The sequence below is a fragment of the Streptomyces sp. NPDC091287 genome, assembly GCF_044768525.1.
In the GTDB taxonomy this organism is placed as follows: domain Bacteria; phylum Actinomycetota; class Actinomycetes; order Streptomycetales; family Streptomycetaceae; genus Streptomyces.
On the sequence record NZ_JBIVUV010000003.1, the window covers coordinates 399,694 to 418,904 of the forward strand.

Consider the following 19,211-nt stretch of genomic DNA (forward strand, 5'->3'; position numbering starts at 1 on the left):
CGCCCGGGAGCCCGTACAGGGCTCTGCCAGGACACACGCTCCCCGGAGACCCGCCCTACGCCGCCCCGGCCCCCGTCAGCGCCCTGACCTCGGCCTCGGCGTGCTTGGCCTCGTCGGGCGGCTCGGGCGAGGTGACCGTACCGATCCAGCCGGCCAGGAAGCCGAGCGGGATGGAGACCAGGCCCGGGTTCTCCAGGGGGAAGAGCCGGAAGTCCACGCCGGGGAACAGGGACGTGGGGCTGCCCGAGACGACGGGCGAGACCAGCACCAGGACGACCGCCGGGACCAGGCCGCCGTACACGGCCCAGACCGCGCCCCGGGTGGTGAAGCCGCGCCAGAACAGGGAGTAGAGCAGGGCCGGGAGGTTCGCCGACGCGGCGACGGCGAAGGCCAGGCCCACCAGGAAGGCCACGTTGAGGTCCTGGGCGAGCAGTCCGAGCCCGATCGCGACGACGCCGATTCCGGCGGCGGCGACACGCGCCACGGCGACCTCGCCGTACTTCTTGCGCCCGGGGCGGCGGAGCGAGGCGTAGAGGTCGTGGGCGACGGACGCGGACGAGGCGAGCGTGATGCCCGCGACGACGGCCAGGATGGTGGCGAAGGCGATGGCGGCGACCACGGCGAAGAGAATCGTTCCGCCGGTGGACCCCTCACCGCCGCCGAGGTGGAGCGCCAGCAGCGGGACCGCGGTGTTGCCCGCCGCGTTCGAGGCGCGGACCTCGGCGGAGCCGACGAGGGCGGCGGCGCCGAATCCGAGCACGATCGTCATCAGGTAGAAGCTGCCGATCAGGCCGATGGACCAGACGACGGAGCGGCGCGCGGCGCGGGCGGTGGGCACGGTGTAGAAGCGCGACAGGATGTGCGGCAGCCCCGCCGTGCCGAGGACGAGGGCGACGCCCAGGCTGATGAAGTCGAGGCGCGAGGTCAGGTCCCCGCCGTAGCGGAGGCCGGGCGCTAGGAAGTCCCTGCCGTGGCCGCTGCGTTCGGCCGCGGTGGTGAGCAGGCTGTTGACGTTCCCGTGGAAGTGGACCAGGACGAGCACCGTGAGCGCGACGGCCCCGGCCATCAGCAGGACGGCCTTGACGATCTGGATCCAGGTGGTGGCGCGCATACCGCCGAACGACACGTAGATCACCATGAGCGCGCCGACCCCGACCACCGTCCAGGACCGGGCCGCGTCGCTCGTGCCGCCGAGCAGCAGGGCCACGAGGCTGCCCGCGCCGACCATCTGGGCGACCAGATAGAGCACGGAGACGGTGACGGACGAGGTGCCGACGGCGGTACGCACCGGGCGCTCCGCCATCCGGGCCGCGACCACGTCGGCCAGGGTGAACCGACCGCAGTTGCGGACGAGTTCGGCGACGAACAGCAGCACGACCAGCCAGGCGACGAGGAAGCCGACCGAGTAGAGCATGCCGTCGTAGCCGAAGAGGGCGATCAGCCCGGAGATCCCGAGGAAGGAGGCCGCCGACATGTAGTCGCCGGCGAGGGCGAATCCGTTCTCCATCGGCGAGAACAGACGTCCGCCGGCGTAGAACTCCTCGGCGGAGCCCTGCCGGTTGCGGCCGACCCAGGTGGTGATGAAGAGCGTCACCGCAATGAACGCGCTGAACAGCAGCAGGCCGAGGGTCTGGTGGTCGCCTCTCAACGTCCGAGCCCTCTCGTCATCTCCTGGGTGTCCCAGCGCAGATCGAGAGCGGCCCGGTCCCTGCGCAGCCGCGCGTGCCGTGCGTACGCCCAGGTGAGCAGGAACGTGGTGAGGAACTGGCCGAGACCCGCCACCATCGCGACGTTGACCGCTCCGGCGACCGGGCGGGCCATCAGCTCGGGCGCGGTGGTCGCAGCGACGACGTAGGCGAGATACCAGAGCAGGAAGGCGAGGGCGGCGGGACCCACGAAGCGGCGGTAGCGGCGGCGCACCTCGCGGAAGGCCGCGCTGCGGTGCACCTCCAGGTAGATGTCGGCCGCGCTGGGCTCGGGGTCCGGCCCCGCCGCAGCGGGCGCGTCGAGGTCCGCGACGCCTGCCGTCCCGTCCCGGCCGCACCGGTCAAAGACCGGTGCGTCGTCCCACGGGTCGTCGAGCCGCACTCCCGCGGCCTCCGGCCCTGCTTCCTTCTCCACCGCACAACTCCCCTGATCCACGGACCTTTTCGGCCGCATGGCCCACCATGGGCGGTTGGGGAGGATCCCGGGCGCGTCATTCGCCCGGCTTCACCCCTTCAGGTGACAGAAATCCCGTACGGCTGCGCGAACCGCGGGTCCCTGGGCGCGGGACGCCGGAAACGTTCGCGGCCCCCGCTCCGTCGGTACGGGAGCGGGGGCCGACGCGGGCACCAGGGGGCAGGGGGTCAGGCGTCGATGCGCGAGCGGTCCAGGGTGGCCGCGGAGCTGGTGATGAACTCCTTGCGGGGCGCGACCTCGTTGCCCATCAGCAGGTCGAAGACCTGCTCGGAGGATTCCAGGTCGCCGATGTTGATGCGCCGCAGCGTGCGGTGGCGCGGGTCCATCGTGGTCTCCGCCAGCTGATCGGCGTCCATCTCGCCCAGACCCTTGTAGCGCTGGATCGATTCCTTGATCCGGACGTTCTTGCGCTGGAACTCCAGGAGGGTCTGGCGCAGTTCGTTGTCGGAGTAGGTGTAGACGTACTTGTCCTGGCCCTTCTTGGGCTGGACCAGCTCGATCCGGTGCAGCGGCGGGACCGCGGCGAAGACCCGCCCCGCCTCGACCATCGGGCGCATGTAGCGCTGGAAGAGGGTCAGCAGCAGGCAGCGGATGTGGGCACCGTCGACGTCGGCGTCCACCAGCAGGACGATCTTCCCGTAACGCGCGGCGTCGATGTCGAAGGTCCGCCCGGACCCGGCTCCTATGACCTGGATGATCGCCCCGCACTCGGCGTTCTTCAACATGTCCGAGACGGACGACTTCTGTACGTTGAGGATCTTTCCGCGGATCGGCAGCAGCGCCTGGAACTCACTGTTCCGGGCCAGCTTGGCGGTGCCGAGCGCCGAGTCCCCCTCGACGATGAACAGCTCGCTGCGCTCGACGTCGTCGCTGCGGCAGTCGGCGAGCTTGGCGGGCAGCGAGGAGGACTCCAGCGCGGTCTTGCGGCGCTGGGCGTCCTTGTGCTGCCGGGCTGCGATCCGGGTGCGGGCGGCGGCGACGGCCTTCTCCAGCACCGCCCTGGCCTGGGCCTTGGCGTCCCGCTTCGTCGAGGTCAGGAAGGCCTTGAGCTCCTTGGCGACCACGCCTGCCACGATGCGGTTGGCCGCGGAGGTGCCGAGCACCTCCTTGGTCTGCCCCTCGAACTGCGGCTCGGCGAGCCGTACGGTGACGACGGCGGTGAGCCCTTCGAGGGCGTCGTCCTTGACGACGTCGTCCTCGGCGACCCGCAGCATCTTGGCGGAGCGCAGCGCCTCGTTCACGGTCTTGGTCAGGGAGCGCTCGAACCCGCTGACGTGGGTGCCGCCCTTGGGGGTGGCGATGATGTTCACGAACGACCGTACGGTCGTGTCGTAGCCCGTGCCCCAGCGCAGGGCGATGTCGACGGCCAGCTCGCGGGTGACCTCGGTGGCGGTCATGTGACCGCGGTCGTCGAGGACGGGCACGGTCTCCTTGAAGGTGCCGGTGCCGCTGAGGCGCTGGACGTCGCAGACGGCCTTGTCCTGGGCCAGGTACTCGCAGAACTCGCTGATGCCGCCGTCGAAACGGAACGTCTCTTCGGTCTTGCCCTCGCCGTCCAGCCCCCGCTCGTCGCGGACGACGATCGTCAGGCCGGGGACGAGGAAGGCCGTCTGGCGGGCGCGCTGGTAGAGCGTGTCCAGGTTGAGCTTGGCGTCCTTGAGGAAGATCTGGCGGTCCGCCCAGTACCGCACCCGGGTACCGGTACGGGTCTTGGGGACGCGCTTGCCCTTGCGCAGGCCGTTGGCCGGGTCGAAGGGGCTGTCCGGCCCCTGCTCGGTGAACATGCCGGGGACGCCGCGCCGGAAGCTGATGGAGTGGGTCGCGCTGTTGCGGTCGACCTCGACGTCCAGGCGGGCGGAGAGGGCGTTGACCACGGAGGCGCCGACGCCGTGGAGACCGCCCGAGGCGGCGTAGGAGCCGCCGCCGAACTTTCCTCCGGCGTGCAGCTTGGTCATGACGACCTCGATGCCGGAGAGGCCCGTCTTGGGCTCGACGTCGACCGGGATGCCACGGCCGTTGTCCCGGACCTCGACGGAGGCGTCGTCGTGGAGGATGACCTCGATCAGGTCGCAGTGGCCGCCGAGGGCTTCGTCGACGGAGTTGTCGATGATCTCCCAGAGGCAGTGCATCAGGCCACGGCTGTCGGTGGACCCGATGTACATGCCGGGGCGCTTGCGGACCGCCTCCAGCCCTTCGAGGACGAGAAGGTGCCGCGCGGTGTAGTTGGAGCTGTCCCGGTCGCCGCCTGCTCCGGTCAGCATCGCGGTGGACGGCACGGACGTTTCGGCGGTCACGCGGTTCGCTCCTCGCTGAATTTCATCTGGGGCCCCCGTGGGTACAGGGCTGGTCTTCGGTTGCCGCTGAGAGCCTACAGAGGCCTGGTAGAGCGGTTGTAACGCCACCCTCGGGGAATCCTCATGCTAGTCGAGCTTCTTCCGGGCTCGCATAGGTGTTCGATCATTCGTTGGAGTGACGTGCACATCACGTTCCCTTCGGCGCATGAACCATTTAGGCTCCGGGCACGTCCTCATGAACAAACCGGCAAGCCGGCCGGCGGGACCCACCCCTAGACAAGCAATGCGAAACCGTAGCGCTCCGCATACGGCACATTCGCCGCCAACCGGCGACAGACAGCCACACCGAGAAGAAGTTTCGAAGAAAAGCCACGAGCGGGAACGTTTTCGGCCTGGTTGGATGTTGACCCTGGTACGACAGCTCGTCGAGCTAGAGAAGAGGCGACGTGACTACTGTTCTGACCCCCGCGAGCCCGCTGACCGCAGCAGACCGCTGTGACCGTTGCGGCGCCCAGGCATATCTGCGCGTCGTCCTGACCAGCGGCGGTGAACTGCTCTTCTGCGCCCACCACGGGCGCAAGTTCGAGCCGGAACTCAAGAAGATCGCCGCGGAAATACAGGATGAGACGGATCGGCTCACCGCCGTGCAGACGGCTGCTGCCGACGAGGAACAACACTGATACCTCGCATCCACGACGAGCCAGGGGCCGGTCCAGGACCGGCCGACGGGCGGCTCCCCCACCGGGGGAGCCGCCCGTTCTCGTCGGCGAGGACCCCGCACGGACACAGTGCGGGGAATCACCGCCCGCACATGACCCTGCCGCGGGTCAGATGCGGCCCTCGGCCCACTCCAGTGCGGCGGAGACCCGTGTGTACACCCCCGGGCTGCCCGCACGCCCGCAGCCGCTGCCCCAGGACACCAGGCCGATGAGCCGCCCACGGGCCACCAGCGGCCCGCCGCTGTCTCCCTGGCACGCGTCCCTGCCACCCGCCGGATCGCCCGCACAGAGCATCGCCGAGGCTCTGTACGTGCCCTCCTGGCCGCCCGGGTAGGCCTGCGCGCAGTCGCTGTCCGGCAGCACCTGGACCCGCGCGGAGCGCAGCACGGAGGCGTACGCGCCGCTCCCCGTCGTGTCGCCCCACCCGTAGACGGCCGCCGCGGTACCGGCCCGGTAGGCGGTGTCCCCGCCCTTGGCCGGCGGGATGACGCCCCCCTTCGGCATCGCCCGGGACAGGGTCAGCACCGCGAGGTCGCCGGCGTTGGTGTCGGGGTCGTACGCGGGGTTCACCCAGATGGACCGGACCGGGATCTCCTGGCCGCCGGAGTCACTCAGCCGCTCCCGGCCGGCGATGACCAGCAGATCCCTCACCCGCTCCGCCGGTCCACCGAGCGCCTCGTCACTCAGACAGTGGGCGGCCGTCAGGATCTTCGTGGGCGCCACGGCGACGCCGCCGCAGAACTGTCCCGAGCGCGCCCCTCCGAACCGGTCCCGGCTCGACAGCGCCACCGCCCAGGGGCTGTCCGCCACCGGAGCGGGCTGTCCGCCGACGATGATGCTGTCCGCTACCGCCGCGGAGGGCGAGGAGAGGGGCACCACGGTCGCGGCGGCGGTCAGGGCGAGCACCCCGGTCAGGGCACGGACGACGGAACGGGGCATGGAGGCTCCTGACGCTGAGGCGGTAACGGTCCACCCAGCGTGATCCAGCCGGTCACCGTCCGCACCCGAGGACACGCCGGAGGGCCCGGATCCCCTGGGGGGTTCCGGGCCCTCGGCCGGTGAATCTTCCGCGATCTAGTCGAGGTAGTCGCGCAGCACCTGCGAGCGCGACGGGTGACGAAGCTTCGACATCGTCTTCGACTCGATCTGACGGATGCGCTCACGCGTCACGCCGTAGACCTTGCCGATCTCGTCGAGCGTCTTCGGCTGACCGTCGGTGAGACCGAAGCGCATGGAGACCACGCCGGCCTCACGCTCGGAGAGCGTGTCGAGCACGGAGTGGAGCTGCTCCTGGAGGAGCGTGAAGCTGACCGCGTCCGCCGGGACGACGGCCTCGGAGTCCTCGATCAGGTCACCGAACTCGCTGTCACCGTCCTCACCGAGCGGGGTGTGCAGCGAGATCGGCTCGCGACCGTACTTCTGGACCTCGATGACCTTCTCGGGGGTCATGTCGAGTTCCTTGGCCAGCTCCTCCGGGGTGGGCTCGCGGCCCAGGTCCTGGAGCATCTGGCGCTGCACGCGCGCGAGCTTGTTGATGACCTCGACCATGTGCACCGGGATACGGATGGTGCGGGCCTGGTCGGCCATCGCGCGGGTGATCGCCTGACGGATCCACCAGGTGGCGTACGTGGAGAACTTGTAGCCCTTGGTGTAGTCGAACTTCTCGACCGCGCGGATCAGGCCGAGGTTGCCCTCCTGGATCAGGTCCAGGAAGAGCATGCCGCGACCGGTGTAGCGCTTGGCCAGGGAGACCACCAGGCGGAGGTTGGCCTCCAGAAGGTGGTTCTTGGCCCGCCGGCCGTCCTCGGCGATGATCTCCAGCTCGCGCTTGAGCTTCGGTGCGAGCTTGTCGGCGTTCGCCAGCTTGTCCTCGGCGAAGAGACCGGCCTCGATGCGCTTGGCGAGCTCGACCTCCTGCTCGGCGTTGAGGAGGGGAACCTTGCCGATCTGCTTCAGGTAGTCCTTGACCGGGTCGGCGGTGGCGCCGGCGACGGCGACCTGCTGCGCAGGTGCGTCGTCCTCGTCGTCGTCGGAGAGGACGAAGCCCTTGTTCTCGCCCTCGCCCTCCTCTTCCTCGCCCTTGCCGGCCTTGACTTCCTCGGCCGCGTCGTCGCCGTCGAGGATCTCGTCGTCCTGCTTGCCGGACTTCTTGGCCGCTGTCTTCTTGGCCGCCGTCTTCTTCGCGGCGGTCTTCTTGGCCGCTGTCTTCTTGGCAGCCGTCTTCTTGGCGGGAGCGGCCGCGACGGCGTCGTCGGCCACCGCGTCAGCACTCTCGACCGCCGGGGCGGCGGTGGCCGCGACGGTCCTGGTCACGGTGGTCTTCGCCGCGACAGTCTTGGTGGCGGTGCGCTTGACCGGGCTCTTCGCTGCGACGCTCTTGCGGGCGCGCTTCGGCGACTCCGCGGCACTGACCATCAGCGTCACACCCTCTTCCTCGAGGATCTGGTTGAGGCTGCGCAGAACGTTCTTCCACTGGGTTGGCGGAATCTGGTCAGCCTCGAAGGCCCGACGCACGTCATCGCCGGCGATCTGCCCATCAGCCTTTCCCCGCTCGATGAGCGCCATCACAGACTCGGACTCGGCGATCTCCGGCGGGAGCGTACGGGATGTGCTGGCCGACACGAACAACCTCTCGGAACGATGGAAACGGCTTCCGGCCCTGCCCTGGAGAGGGCTGGAGCCGACGACCGTCGACTGGGGATGTCGCCGACGGCGCGGGTTTGGCCTCAGAACTGCACAGCGCACCCGAGGGTTGCTGTATTCCTTCCGCGACGCTCACCTCTTAGGTCATCGCGCTGCTTCGAGGAGTGTTACGGCCAATCCGCGTGGCCCGAGTCACACCTCATACACGACGAAATGGGCCAAGGGTGCCATCCCCCCACAATTATGCCGCCGGACCCGTGCGGTCCGGCGGCACCGGGCCCAGGCACCCGGCCGCGCCCCGGTCAGTGCTCGCGCGGCGCGGGAACCACACGCTCGACGTCGGGGTGGACGACGAGCAGTTGGCGCATGGCCGTCTCGGCTGCCCCGGAATCACCGGAGGCGAGGGCGTCGGCGATGCGCGCGTGGTGCGCGAGCGAGGTCTCGCCCGGACGGTCACAGCCGGTGACCGGGCCACCGGAGACATGAAGGGCGGCCGAGACGATGCCGGAAAGGTGTTCGAGCATCCGATTGCCCGCCGCCTGGATGAGCAGGGCGTGGAACTCCGCGTCGGCACGGGTGAAGGTGATCGCGTCCCCCTGCCCCATCGCGTGCCCCATGATCTCCACCATGTCGCCGAGCCGCTGCTGAAGGTCGTCCCGGCCGTGCCCGGCCGCGAGCCGGGCCGCGAGCGGCTCGATGGTCCACCGGAGCTCGGCCAGCTCACGGCGCTGGTCGTCGCGCTGCGGACCGAAGGCCCGCCATTCGATGATGTCGGGATCCAGCAGATTCCAGTCACTGACCGGGCGGACCCTCGTACCCACATTGGGGCGCGCGCTGACCAGCCCCTTGGCTTCGAGGACACGCAGGGATTCGCGTACGACGGTGCGGGACACCTCGAACCGCTGGCCGATCTCCTCGGGAACGAGGGGGCGGTCCGCGCCGAGGTCACCGGAAACGATCATCTGGCCGAGTTGTTGGACGAGTTGGCCGTGGAGACCGCGCCCCCGGCTGGCAGACCCGCGTCGGCTCGCCCGCCCCAGCTCGGAATCGGAACCGCCCCAGGCCCGGGAAGCGGCACGCTCGCCGGCCGGCGCCTCCGTATAGGGATAACGGTCGAGTTCGCCCGAGCCGGCCAGGCCGGAATCGGCGGTGCGGGCGGCGGTCATCATGGTGTGCGCAAGGGTACTCACGCATCCTTTGTCGGCGCGGCTCGCCCACCCCTTGAGGTCTTTGGTGAAAAGCACACGAAAGGGTGATCGGCGCTCGCTCCGCAATTGACGCCATATCCCTACAAATCGGTCATTTCTCAGGGAGTTGCGGGCCTCTGTCCTCGATGCGGGGCGACGGCGATCACCAACGCGCCTTTCCCCGAAGGCTGGTGACCAGATACGCGCAGATCAGGGCTGACAACGACAGGGCGAGTGCGGTGCCGACGGGCTGCGCCACCACCCGCGCGACGGCCAGGACCCAGTGGTCCGCCTGCTGCGGCAGCTGCCACCCGGCCAGTTCGCGCAGTCGGCCCGGAAGCCCGGCGACCGAACGCGCGGACGGCGCCGCGAAGAGCTTCTGCACCAGCGGAACGACGAGTACCGGAACGGCCAGCACCGCGGCGATCCCCGCCCCGGCCACCCGGAAGACACCGGCGGCCAACAGCCCCGCCCAGGCACAGCCGACCGTCAGACCGGCCCAACTCGCACCGAGCGCGACGGCGTTCGAGGGGATCTCGACCAAGTCCGGCCCGTACACGAGCCGGAGGCTCTGCGCTCCGCACACCACGGCGAGACCGGCGAGCAGCAGGGCGAAGCTCGCGGTCACGGTGAGCTTGGCCAGCAGCAGACCGAGCCGCCGGGGCACGGTGCCGCGCGCGGCGGCGAGTGCCGGATATCGGAACTCGTCCCCGAAGGACAGCGCCCCGAGCAGACCCGCGCCGAGCGCGGCGGGAGGGAGCGGCAGCAGAGCGGGCCAGGCGGCGAGCACACGGGGCAACGCGGTGCCGTCCGTGCGGGCGAGCAGGACGGACACCGCGGCCGACACCACCAGAACGGCCGCCATGATCATGGTCGTTGTCCGGACGCCCAGGGAGCGTCGCAGTTCGTACCGGAGCGGGCGCAGGGGGCCGCGCGCGGGGCGCACCCGAATCGGGGGTGGCAGCTCGGACAGCGCGACGGCCGAGTCGCCCCGCTCCTCGCTCCCGGCCCCCGCCGGGGCGGCCGGCCCGGTGTCGCCGATCTCGTCGGCGAGCCGGTGCACGGGGACGCCGTGCCGATACGCGGTGTCGCCGATCTCCGCGCAGCTGCTGCCGTACACCGTCAGTCGGCCGCTCGCTTCCTCGACCACCTCGACGGAGCGCCGCGCGGCTCGGGCCTCCCGGCTGACCACGGCCGCCAGCCGGGCCGCGTGCGGGGTGCGGACGGCGACCCGGGCCCGGAGCCGGGTGCGGGCGAAGTCGGAGACGTCCTGGTCGGCGACGAGACGCCCGCCGCCGATGGTGACGACGCGGTCGGCCGTACGGGCCGCCTCCTTGGGGTCGCCGGTGGTGTAGAGGACCGTGCCGCCCTGGGCCGCGTGCGCACGCAACAGCCCGTACAGCCAACTGTTCTCCCGCGGAGACAGCCCCTCCGCAGGTTCGTCCAGGATCAGGGTGTGGGGGTCCCCGAGCAGCGCGGAGGCGAGGCCGAGCCGCCGGTCCATCCCCACCGAGAGGGTGCCCAGGCGCTGGTCCCCGAGCCCGGCGAGGCCGACGACTTCGAGGACCTCGTCGGCCCTGGTCGCGGGCGTGCCCGCGGCCGCGCAGAGCATACGGAGCTGCCCTCGGGCGGTCCGGGCGGGATGACCCGGTACGTCGCCGAGCAGTACGCCCACCTCCCGTGCCGGGTGGGCGATGCGGTGCAGCGGCCGCCCCCGGAAGTAGGCGACGCCTCGCCCCGCGTCCAGTTCGAGCATCAGTCGCAGGGCGGTGGTCCTGCCCGAGCGGGGGGCGCCCAGCAGGGCCGTGACACGGCCGGGGGGAGCCTCGAAGGTCAGATCGTTCACGGCGGGCGGAGCGTCGCGACGGGGGGTGCTGGTGAGTCCGATGGCCTGGAGCATCGCTTCTCTCGCGTCTCTCGCGGAAGGTGAGACCGCTCGGCGGCAGGGGGTACCGCAGCAACATAACGCGACATTTCAGACTTTTGGTGCAGGGGGGGCCGACAGGCGTTCCGCGGGGCCATCCCGGCGGAACGCCCGGTGGCTCAGACCTCGGGTCGCAGCATCGGCGGATTGAGCACCGTGGCCGCCCCGGCCCGGAACAACTGCGCGGGCCGGCCTCCCTGACGCGTGGTCGTTCCACCGGAAGGCACCAGGAATCCGGGCGTTCCGGTGACCTTGCGGTGGAAGTTGCGGGGGTCGAGGACCACACCCCACACCGCTTCGTACACCCGGCGCAGCTCGCCGACCGTGAATTCCGGCGGGCAGAACGCGGTGGCCAGGGAGGAGTACTCGATCTTGGAGCGGGCGCGCTCCACGCCGTCGGCCAGGATCCGCGCATGGTCGAAGGCCAGCGACGCCGCCTGCTCGCCCTCCCGCCCGGCGCCGGGATGCAGCAGATCCTCGACCGGCGCCCAGCGCGCGCTGTTGGCATCGCCGCCCGCCCGGGGCGCGGGCAGGTCCGGCGCGAGGGCGAGGTGGGCGACGCTGACCACCCGCATCCGGGGGTCGCGCGCCGGATCTCCGTACGTGGCCAACTGCTCCAGATGTGCCCCGTTGCCCGCGGCCGGTTTCGCCGGGTCGTGCGCGCTGAGGCCGGTTTCCTCGACGAGTTCACGCGCCGCCGCGGACCCCAGGTCCTCGTCCATCCTGACGAATCCACCGGGCAGCGCCCATCTGCCCTGGAACGGGGTCTCTCCGCGGCGGACGACCAGCGCGCAGAGCGCGTGACGGCGCACCGTGAGCACGACCAGGTCGACGGTGACAGCGAAGGGCGGGAAGGTCGACGGGTCGTAGGGCGGCATGCCGCGATCATAGTCGTCTGCCTGACGATAAACACTCCCTTCGGCATGCTCGTGATCAGTCGGGACGCCACGATTTCGGATGCGTAGCGATCAGTCGGGCGGTAGCCCGGATTCCGGATGGTCGGCAGGCCGGGCGGCCGGACGGCAGGCCGGGCGGACTTGCCCCGGCGGTTCCTCGGCTCGCACCCTGGGTCACCTCCGCGTCCTGCTGCCACGTCGCCCGTACCGCCGGGCCTCGCGCGACCGCCGGCCGGCCACCGAGGTCCAGGGACGGGCCGAAGCGGGTGACGGCTTCACCCGCCCCGCACCCGGGCGCCGGTGAGCGCTCCCCCGCCGCCGGCCCCCGTCGGCCAGCGGGCGGACCTTGTGGACGCGCGAGGTGGCGCCCCGGTCGGCGGCGGTGTCCATCACCGCCCCCACGGCCCGGGCGTCGGGGCTCGCCCCGTCCGCGGCCTCGCGCAAGCAACGGCGCAGGGCCTCCGGGTCGAGCCCTTCGTTGCAGGCCCGATGCAGCAGCTGGGCGAACGTGTAGCCGGGATCTGCGCGCAGCGCCAGCGTCAGGGCGACCCGCGCGCCCGGCTCGTCTCCCGTGGACCAGGAGACCCAGCCCGCCAGGGTGAGCGGAGCGGCGGCATGCTCCCCGTACGGTCCGACGCAACGCCGTGCCAGCGTCCGCCAGAGCCGCAGGGCCGCTTGCGCTTCCGCCCCCTCCATCCAGGCGGCGGCCTTGTCCCGGGTCTCCCGGTCCTGGAGCCCGAGGATGACGGCCGCGGCCTCGTCGGAGCCGATCAACTGGTCGTCCCCGGCGTCCGAGAGCGCGGGCGGCGCGGGCTGTGTCTCCTCGATGCGGTCCATGAGGGTGCGCGCCAGCCGGAGGGTCTCCGCCGCGACCTCTCCCCGGGCCCGCTCGTCGAGGAGCCTCGGGATCAGCGCCGGCCCTGCCCTGTCCAGGGCCTCCTCCTGCGCGGTCACGACTGCCGGGGCCCGCCAGGGCTGGAGCCGCGCCTCCATGTCGCGCAGCGTGCCCCGCACATGGACGCCCGCGTAGGCGGCGGCCGCGGCCATCACCGTGGTGCCGGGCATGACCAGGGGATTTCCCTGGTCGGGGCAGCACCGGGGGTCGGGGCAACAGTAGGACCAGTAGCGGCCGTCGGAGATGCAGAGCGCTTCGAGGACGGGAACGTCGAGTGCTCCGCACGCCGTGCGCAGGCGTTGCGCGAAAGGCCTGAGCCGCTCCATCGTGAGCCTGCCTCCCGACCCGTCCGGAGAGTCCTGGCAGAGGAAGATCACGATCGCGTCGGGCCGTCCTTCGCGGCGCTCACTCCCCGATACCAGGCAATCCGCCAACTGGTCGGCGACCGGCCCCCATTCGCCGGGCGCCTGCGGAATTCCGAGGCGGAGCCGGCCGCCGAACCGGCCCCGGCCGCCGTGCAGGGCGACCATCACGACACTGTCGTTGGGATAGAAGCCCATCAGATAAGGGAGCGCGTCGGCGAGCTCGGCGGGGCCGCGCAGGGTGATCTGCTGCTCCGCGGCCGGGCCGGTGGATTCATGGTGCTTGTTCATGCCTTGACGGTCCCTCAGTCCGCCTCGCCCCGCGACCCCTGTGGATAACGTTATCCACAGGGGTCGCTCCTGTCGCTCGGGGCTCGCTATCGTGCTGTGTTCGCGCCGCTCGCTGTATCACACCTTGACACGCCCCCGCGCGGCCCATGTAATCAGCGACTACCCGCATGTATTCGCTGATCACATCGGAGTGTTCATGGACCCGCGTCGCGGCCGGTGGGACCACACGTGACGGCCCGGCTCAGCACCGACGGGCGGCTGACGTCGTTCGGCCGCGACGGTCTGGTCTTCGACGTCGTGGACCAGGGACCGCTCGCCGGGGAGGTCGTCGTGCTCCTGCACGGGTTTCCCCAGAGGTCCAGCTCCTGGGACCTGCTCGCACCGCTGTTGCACGCGTCGGGATACCGCACTCTGGCACCCGACCAGCGGGGGTACTCACCCCGGGCCCGGCCACGCGGCAGGATCTCCTACCGCATGTCCCAGCTCACCGAGGATGTCGTCGCCCTCATCGAGGCAGCCGAACCCCGCGGCGGCAAGGTGCACGTCGTCGGGCACGACTGGGGAGCCGCGGTCGCCTGGACACTGGCCGCGGCCCGGCCGGACGTGGTGGCCACCCTGACCGCACTCTCCGTCCCGCACCCCGCCGCCTTCATGCGGGCCGTCTTCACCAGCCGCCAGTTCCTCATGTCCTGGTACATGTTCGCCTTCCAACTGCCCTGGATTCCAGAGCTGTTGATACGCCGCCTCGATCCGTCCGCTCCACCGCGCGCCACCGCGCGCATGGCGGCCGGGCAGACCGCGGCACGTCTCGCCCGGGACCTGGAGTTCCTGGTGGCATCGGGGGCTCTCACCCCTGCCCTCAACTGGTATCGGGCGATGCCCTTCAGCACATCGAGCCAGCTGGCCGAGGTCACCGTCCCGACGCTGTTCATCAACAGCGACAGCGATCCGGTCCTCGGCCGGACAGGCAGCGAGCACACCCGCAGGCTCGTGACCGGCCCGTACACCTTCCACACCCTGACCGGAGTCGGGCACTGGATTCCGGAGCAGGCCGCTCCAGAAGTGGCAGAACTCCTGCGCGTTCACCTTTCGAGCTCGCTCCCGGGGCCGGAACGGGGACGGTAAAGCGGTCGGGGCTCGGCCTATCCCGCCACGGCCAGGACCAGCGGGAGCACCTGATCGGCGCCGGCCCGGCGGAGCAGGCGCGCGCCCACGGCGAGGGTCCAGCCGGAGTCGGTGGAGTCGTCGACGAGCAGAACCGGGCCATGGGCTTCGGCCAGCGCGGCGGCGAGTTCGTCGGGCACCGTGAAGGAGTCGGCCAGGGCGCGCAGCCGCTGGGCGGAGTTGCTGCGGTGCGCGGCGTGCTCGTCGGCATGCGGGGTGAGGGCCAGGCTGCCCAGGAGCGGGAGCCTCCCGACCCGGGCCACGCCCTCGGCCAGGGAGGTGACCAGTTGGGGACGGGTGCGTGACGGCACGACGACCACCCCCACGGGGCGCGCCACCGCATCGGGAGATCCGCCGGCCCAGCCGCCCGGCGAGCGGGCCCAGTCGGCCAGCACCGTCACCACGGCGTTCAGTACGTCGTCAGGGACCGGCCCGTCCGCCGCCTGCGCCGACAGGAGCGGGCGCAGACGGTTGCCCCAGCCGATGTCGGACAGCCTCCCCAGCGCACGTCCCGTCATCGCCTGCTGCCCCGCGGGGATTCGGCCCTTGAGGTCCATGCCCACCGAGGCCAGGCCCGTCGGCCACATCTTGCGGGGCTCGACCTCGACGCCCGGCCGGTCCAGCTCACCCGTCGCCGCCGAGAGGGCCGAGGAGGAGACGGCCGGGTCCAGCCAGGGGCCGGCGCAGTTGTCGCAGCGGCCGCACGGCACCGCCTTCTCGTCGTCGAGCTGCCGCTGCAGGAACTCCATGCGGCACGCCGTGGTCGCCACGTAGTCCCGCATCGCCTGCTGCTCCGCCGCCCGCTGCTTCGCGACCCACGCGTACCGCTCCGCGTCGTACGCCCAGGGCTGTCCTGTCGCGGTCCAGCCGCCCTTCACGCGCTTGACCGCACCGTCCACGTCCAGGACCTTCAGCATCGTCTCCAGACGCGAGCGCCGAAGGTCCACCAACGGCTCCAGCGCCGGCAGCGACAACGGACGGCCCGCCTGTCCCAGCACGTCCAGGGTGCGCCGCACCTGCTCCTCGGGCGGGAATCCCACCGAAGCGAAATACGCCCAGATCGCCTCGTCCTCCTTGCCCGGCAGCAGCAGGACGTCGGCATGGTCCACGCCGCGCCCGGCACGCCCCACCTGCTGGTAATAGGCGATCGGCGACGAGGGTGATCCCAGGTGCACCACGAAGCCGAGGTCCGGCTTGTCGAAGCCCATTCCCAGTGCGGAGGTCGCCACCAGGGCCTTCACCCGATTCGCCAGCAGATCCTCCTCCGCCTGCAACCGGTCGGCGTTCTCCGTCTTCCCGGTGTACGAGGCCACCGGATATCCGCGCTGCCGCAGGAAAGCTGCGACCTCCTCCGCCGCCGCGACCGTCAACGTGTAGATGATCCCCGAACCCTGCAGATCGCCCAGCCGCTCCCCCAGCCACGCGAGCCGGTGCGCCGCGTTCGGCAGCTCCAGCACGCCCAGCCGTAGGCTCTCGCGGTCCAGCGGCCCGCGCAGCACCAACGCGTCCCCGCCCCCGGTGCCCAATTGCTCCGCCACGTCCGCGGTCACCCGCGCGTTCGCCGTGGCGGTGGTGGCGAGCACCGGCACTCCCGCCGGCAGCTCCGCGAGCATCGTGCGCAGCCGACGGTAGTCGGGCCGGAAGTCATGCCCCCAGTCGGAAATGCAGTGCGCCTCGTCGACCACCAGCAGGCCGGTCGTCGCCGCGAGTTTCGGCAGCACCTGATCACGGAAGTCCACGGAATTGAGGCGCTCCGGGCTCACCAGGAGAACGTCGGTCTCGCCGCGCTCCACCTCTCCGTAGATCGTTTCCCATTCCTCGGGGTTGGCAGAGTTGATGGTGCGCGCCTGGATGCCTGCCCGCGCCGCCGACTCGACCTGGTTGCGCATCAACGCCAACAGCGGCGAGATGATCACCGTCGGGCCGGCTCCGCGCCGACGCAGCAGCGCGGTGGCCACGAAATACACCGCGGACTTCCCCCACCCCGTGCGCTGGACCACCAGCGCACGACGGCGCTCCTGCACCAAGGCCGCCACCGCCTGCCACTGGTCCTCCCGCAACCGCGCCGAGCCTCCGGGCGCACCGACCAGCTCAGCGAGGATGGCGTCGGCTTCGGTGCGGAGCTCCAGGGTGTCCATGCCCCCATGCAACCCGATGGGACTGACAATCAGCGAATCCACCCACCGCGACGACGGTGTTTCTGCTGGTCCTCGCGATTCAGGGGTGACGGAGGGAGTCATCCCGGGTGGGTATGGGCAGGGATATCAGTGTCATTCCGGCTGATTCCCGTCAGCCACAGCAATTGCTCGTTGCCGCCTGCCGGTAGGCCAGGGAGAATTGGAGCTGCCCCCGCACAGTTCCTCATCGGGCCCGGAAGGGCTGTGCCGCGGCGCGCCCTCATTCGACCCTGCCCGCACCGTGGGCGCGTAGCGAAGGGAGGACCGTGACCTTCGGATTCGCCCCGTCCACAGCCACTTCGACAGCGGCGTCCTCGGTTTCCGCAGACTCCGACAACCGCCTTGCCCGGATGCTCGAACCAGCGGAGTGGGCCTCGGCGGGCATACCCCTGCTCCGGAGCCCCCGGGAGGTCGTCAGCGGACTGCATTCCCGGCACCGACCGACTCCGGCCACCGCCGTGGTCGCGGTCCTCGATCATGAGGAACGGCTCACGGCGAGCGCCTCGTTCGCCCGCCGGGCGACGGTGGCCGCGGACGGCTGGGAGTTTCGCAACGCCCTGCTGGCGCAGCTGCGGCGCGTCGTCCCGCACGATCTGCGACGCCGTACTCCGGTCCGTACGGCCGTGCTTCTGTACTGCCGTGACGGCGACGAACGCTGGACCGAGGAGGACGGTGCGTGGATGTGGGGCCTGCGGGACGCCTGCACCCTGCACGGCCTCCGCTGCGGCGCCTACATCACGCTCACCCGCGGGGGCTGGCAGGTGCTCGGCGAGGGAAGGGGCGGGCGGCGGCCCAGTTCGCTGTCGGAGCCGGCGCTCCTGGCCGACGCCGTCGTCGAGCACCGGACCACGCCGACGCGGTCGGGCGGCGGAGCGGCGGAGGCGCTGCGGCGCACCGCGGCCCGCTGAGCGGGTACGGCGCACCTGCCGGTCGGCCCCTGTCGTGACCGGGCGACCGGCGGTGGTGCTCCCGCCCGCCCGTGGGGGCGGGAGCACCGGTGGGGTGTGTTCAGACCCCGGCGCCGAGTGCGGAGTTGATCGTCTGCGGGTCCCCGCAGACGATCAGCAGCGCGGCGGCGCGGTCACGCGCGGCGGGCAGAGTACGGGCCACGGCCGGGTCCGCGTCGTCGTTGACGGCGACGACGACCACGGGCCGGGATGTGGCCCGGTCCGCCGCGGAGATGTCGGCGAAGAAGACGTCGTCGCCCGCGTCGTGCTGGGCCCAGTACGCGGCTTCGCCGAAGGACAGCTCGTGGGCGGCCCACGGGTGCTGTTCGCCGGTGGTGAGCACCAGGATGTCGCCCGGTGCGCGACCGGACTCCAGCAGCAGGTCGACGGCTTCCTCGGCCGCGTCGAGTGCTCCGGCCGCCGGGGCCGGGATCAGCTGGATCTGCGGCGCGGAACGATTCTCCGTCGGCTCCGGGCGGGCGGGGGTCGGCGCCGGAGCGGCGGGTGCCGCAGGGGCGGGGTGGGCGCGCTGCGCCGGGGGCGCGGGGCGCGCGGGGCCGGGACCCGGACGGCCGGGACGCGGGGTGGCCGCGGAACGCGGACCGGGTACGGGACGGGGGGTCGGCGCGGTGCGGCCGGCGGCCGGAGTGACGCGGGGACCCTGGGCGCTCTCGGGAATCTGAGGCTCCTCGGAGATCAGAGGCATGAAGGTGGTCTGTGGCGAACGCCGATGTCGTCGGCGTCGGTAAGAGGGGCGCGTGTGCGCGATCAGAATTCGAAGCCGAGCTGGCCCCCGCTTTCGAGTGCGGCCGCCTCGGCGGAAAAACGGACCTTCTTCAGGTGCTGCCACCGGGGCAGCGCGTCCAGATACGCCCAGGAGAGGCGGTGATGGGCCGTGGGCCCCCGCTCCTCCAGCGCGGCCCGGTGCACGGGCGAGGGATACCCCGCGTTGGCACCGAAGGCGAAGTCGGCGCAGTCCTCGGACGCGGCGCCCAGCTCGGCCATCATCCGGTCACGGTGCACCTTGGCGATCACCGAGGCGGCCGCGACCGCGATACAGGACTGATCGCCCTTGATCACGGTGCGGACCATCCAGGGAACGCCCAGATAGTCGTGCTTGCCGTCGAGTATCACCGCGTCGGGGCGCACCGGCAGCCCCTCCAGGGCGCGCACGGCGGCGAGCCGGAGGGCGGCGGTCATTCCGAGGTCGTCGATCTCCTGCGGCGAGGCGTCGCCCAGCGCGTAGGCGGTGACCCAGCTCCGCAGCACGGGAGCGAGCTCGGCGCGCCGCCGGGGGGTCAACAGCTTGGAATCGGTGAGGCCTTCGGGCGGTCGGCGCAGACCGGTGACCGCCGCGCACACGGTGACGGGTCCGGCCCACGCTCCGCGTCCGACCTCATCGACACCGGCGACGGTCCTGGCACCGGTGGTAGCGCGAAGTGAGCGCTCGACGGTGTGCGTGGGTGGTTCGTACGGCATGGCGCCAGCCAGCGTACGCCGAGAGCCACGGCAACAACACCCCGGGGCGCCG

15 protein-coding genes are annotated in these 19,211 nt (G+C 71.3%); 3 read left to right on the top strand and 12 right to left on the bottom strand.

The features are described 5' to 3' along the window. Positions 1-55: 55 nt before the first annotated feature. The 3 genes from ACIQRW_RS06425 to ACIQRW_RS06435 all read right to left on the bottom strand — a co-directional run bounded on the left by ACIQRW_RS06425 (position 56) and on the right by ACIQRW_RS06435 (position 4,475). Positions 56-1,648 (bottom strand): cation acetate symporter, encoded by a 1,593-nt coding sequence (locus tag ACIQRW_RS06425; protein ID WP_403755206.1) that lies wholly within the window; start codon positions 1,646-1,648, stop codon positions 56-58. Further along, complete coding sequence (locus ACIQRW_RS06430) at positions 1,645-2,088, bottom strand: DUF485 domain-containing protein (RefSeq protein WP_403755359.1); 444 nt, start codon at positions 2,086-2,088, stop codon at positions 1,645-1,647. Before ACIQRW_RS06430 ends, ACIQRW_RS06425 begins: the two co-directional genes overlap by 4 nt. Positions 2,089-2,348: 260 nt before the next feature. Further along, positions 2,349-4,475, bottom strand: coding sequence for a type IIA DNA topoisomerase subunit B (locus ACIQRW_RS06435; protein ID WP_403755208.1), 2,127 nt, complete (start codon positions 4,473-4,475; stop codon positions 2,349-2,351). Positions 4,476-4,921: 446 nt separating this feature from the next. Between ACIQRW_RS06435 and ACIQRW_RS06440 the strand changes: the two genes are divergently transcribed. Continuing rightward, on the top strand, positions 4,922-5,155 hold the full coding sequence (locus tag ACIQRW_RS06440; protein WP_365547082.1) for a hypothetical protein: 234 nt from the start codon (positions 4,922-4,924) through the stop codon (positions 5,153-5,155). A gap of 147 nt (positions 5,156-5,302) precedes the next feature. Here the strand turns inward: ACIQRW_RS06440 and ACIQRW_RS06445 are convergent, their stop codons facing one another. From ACIQRW_RS06445 to ACIQRW_RS06470, 6 genes are all read right to left on the bottom strand, one after another. Further along, complete coding sequence (locus ACIQRW_RS06445; RefSeq protein WP_403755211.1) at positions 5,303-6,133, bottom strand: S1 family peptidase; 831 nt, start codon at positions 6,131-6,133, stop codon at positions 5,303-5,305. Between the two features lie 135 nt (positions 6,134-6,268). Further along, the gene (locus ACIQRW_RS06450; RefSeq protein WP_403755214.1) at positions 6,269-7,816 is read right to left on the bottom strand and encodes an RNA polymerase sigma factor; all 1,548 of its coding nucleotides are present in this window, start codon (positions 7,814-7,816) and stop codon (positions 6,269-6,271) included. A 323-nt stretch (positions 7,817-8,139) separates the two neighbouring features. After that, positions 8,140-9,006, bottom strand: coding sequence for a FadR/GntR family transcriptional regulator (locus ACIQRW_RS06455; protein WP_403755362.1), 867 nt, complete (start codon positions 9,004-9,006; stop codon positions 8,140-8,142). Between the two features lie 181 nt (positions 9,007-9,187). Further along, positions 9,188-10,924, bottom strand: coding sequence for an ATP-binding cassette domain-containing protein (locus tag ACIQRW_RS06460; RefSeq protein ID WP_403755217.1), 1,737 nt, complete (start codon positions 10,922-10,924; stop codon positions 9,188-9,190). Positions 10,925-11,067: 143 nt separating this feature from the next. Beyond that, on the bottom strand, positions 11,068-11,826 hold the full coding sequence (locus ACIQRW_RS06465) for an NUDIX domain-containing protein (protein WP_403755219.1): 759 nt from the start codon (positions 11,824-11,826) through the stop codon (positions 11,068-11,070). A gap of 192 nt (positions 11,827-12,018) precedes the next feature. After that, the gene (locus ACIQRW_RS06470) at positions 12,019-13,392 is read right to left on the bottom strand and encodes a DUF4192 domain-containing protein (protein ID WP_403755221.1); all 1,374 of its coding nucleotides are present in this window, start codon (positions 13,390-13,392) and stop codon (positions 12,019-12,021) included. Positions 13,393-13,620: 228 nt separating this feature from the next. On the opposite strand from ACIQRW_RS06470, the gene ACIQRW_RS06475 reads away from it, so the two are divergent. After that, positions 13,621-14,517: an alpha/beta fold hydrolase gene (locus ACIQRW_RS06475; RefSeq protein ID WP_403755224.1), complete on the top strand. Its 897-nt coding sequence runs from the start codon at positions 13,621-13,623 to the stop codon at positions 14,515-14,517. Between the two features lie 17 nt (positions 14,518-14,534). Here the strand turns inward: ACIQRW_RS06475 and ACIQRW_RS06480 are convergent, their stop codons facing one another. Beyond that, positions 14,535-16,694 (bottom strand): RecQ family ATP-dependent DNA helicase, encoded by a 2,160-nt coding sequence (locus ACIQRW_RS06480; protein WP_403755227.1) that lies wholly within the window; start codon positions 16,692-16,694, stop codon positions 14,535-14,537. Positions 16,695-16,999: 305 nt separating this feature from the next. On the opposite strand from ACIQRW_RS06480, the gene ACIQRW_RS06485 reads away from it, so the two are divergent. Continuing rightward, positions 17,000-17,641, top strand: a complete 642-nt coding sequence (locus ACIQRW_RS06485; protein ID WP_403755229.1) for a hypothetical protein — start codon at positions 17,000-17,002, stop codon at positions 17,639-17,641. Between the two features lie 100 nt (positions 17,642-17,741). Here ACIQRW_RS06485 and ACIQRW_RS06490 read toward each other — a convergent pair whose 3' ends face one another. Beyond that, positions 17,742-18,386, bottom strand: a complete 645-nt coding sequence (locus ACIQRW_RS06490) for a hypothetical protein (RefSeq protein WP_403755232.1) — start codon at positions 18,384-18,386, stop codon at positions 17,742-17,744. A 62-nt stretch (positions 18,387-18,448) separates the two neighbouring features. Next, positions 18,449-19,159, bottom strand: a complete 711-nt coding sequence (locus ACIQRW_RS06495; RefSeq protein ID WP_403755235.1) for a ribonuclease HII — start codon at positions 19,157-19,159, stop codon at positions 18,449-18,451. Positions 19,160-19,211 lie beyond the last annotated feature (52 nt).

Coding starts and splice junctions, on each gene's coding strand:
- ACIQRW_RS06445 (WP_403755211.1), bottom strand. CDS start 6,133: ATGCCCCGTTCCGTCGTCCGTGCCCTGACCGGGGTGCTCGCCCTGACC.
- ACIQRW_RS06455 (WP_403755362.1), bottom strand. CDS start 9,006: ATGATGACCGCCGCCCGCACCGCCGATTCCGGCCTGGCCGGCTCGGGC.
- ACIQRW_RS06460 (WP_403755217.1), bottom strand. CDS start 10,924: ATGCTCCAGGCCATCGGACTCACCAGCACCCCCCGTCGCGACGCTCCG.
- ACIQRW_RS06465 (WP_403755219.1), bottom strand. CDS start 11,826: ATGCCGCCCTACGACCCGTCGACCTTCCCGCCCTTCGCTGTCACCGTC.
- ACIQRW_RS06470 (WP_403755221.1), bottom strand. CDS start 13,392: ATGAACAAGCACCATGAATCCACCGGCCCGGCCGCGGAGCAGCAGATC.
- ACIQRW_RS06480 (WP_403755227.1), bottom strand. CDS start 16,694: ATGGACACCCTGGAGCTCCGCACCGAAGCCGACGCCATCCTCGCTGAG.
- ACIQRW_RS06490 (WP_403755232.1), bottom strand. CDS start 18,386: ATGCCTCTGATCTCCGAGGAGCCTCAGATTCCCGAGAGCGCCCAGGGT.
- ACIQRW_RS06495 (WP_403755235.1), bottom strand. CDS start 19,159: ATGCCGTACGAACCACCCACGCACACCGTCGAGCGCTCACTTCGCGCT.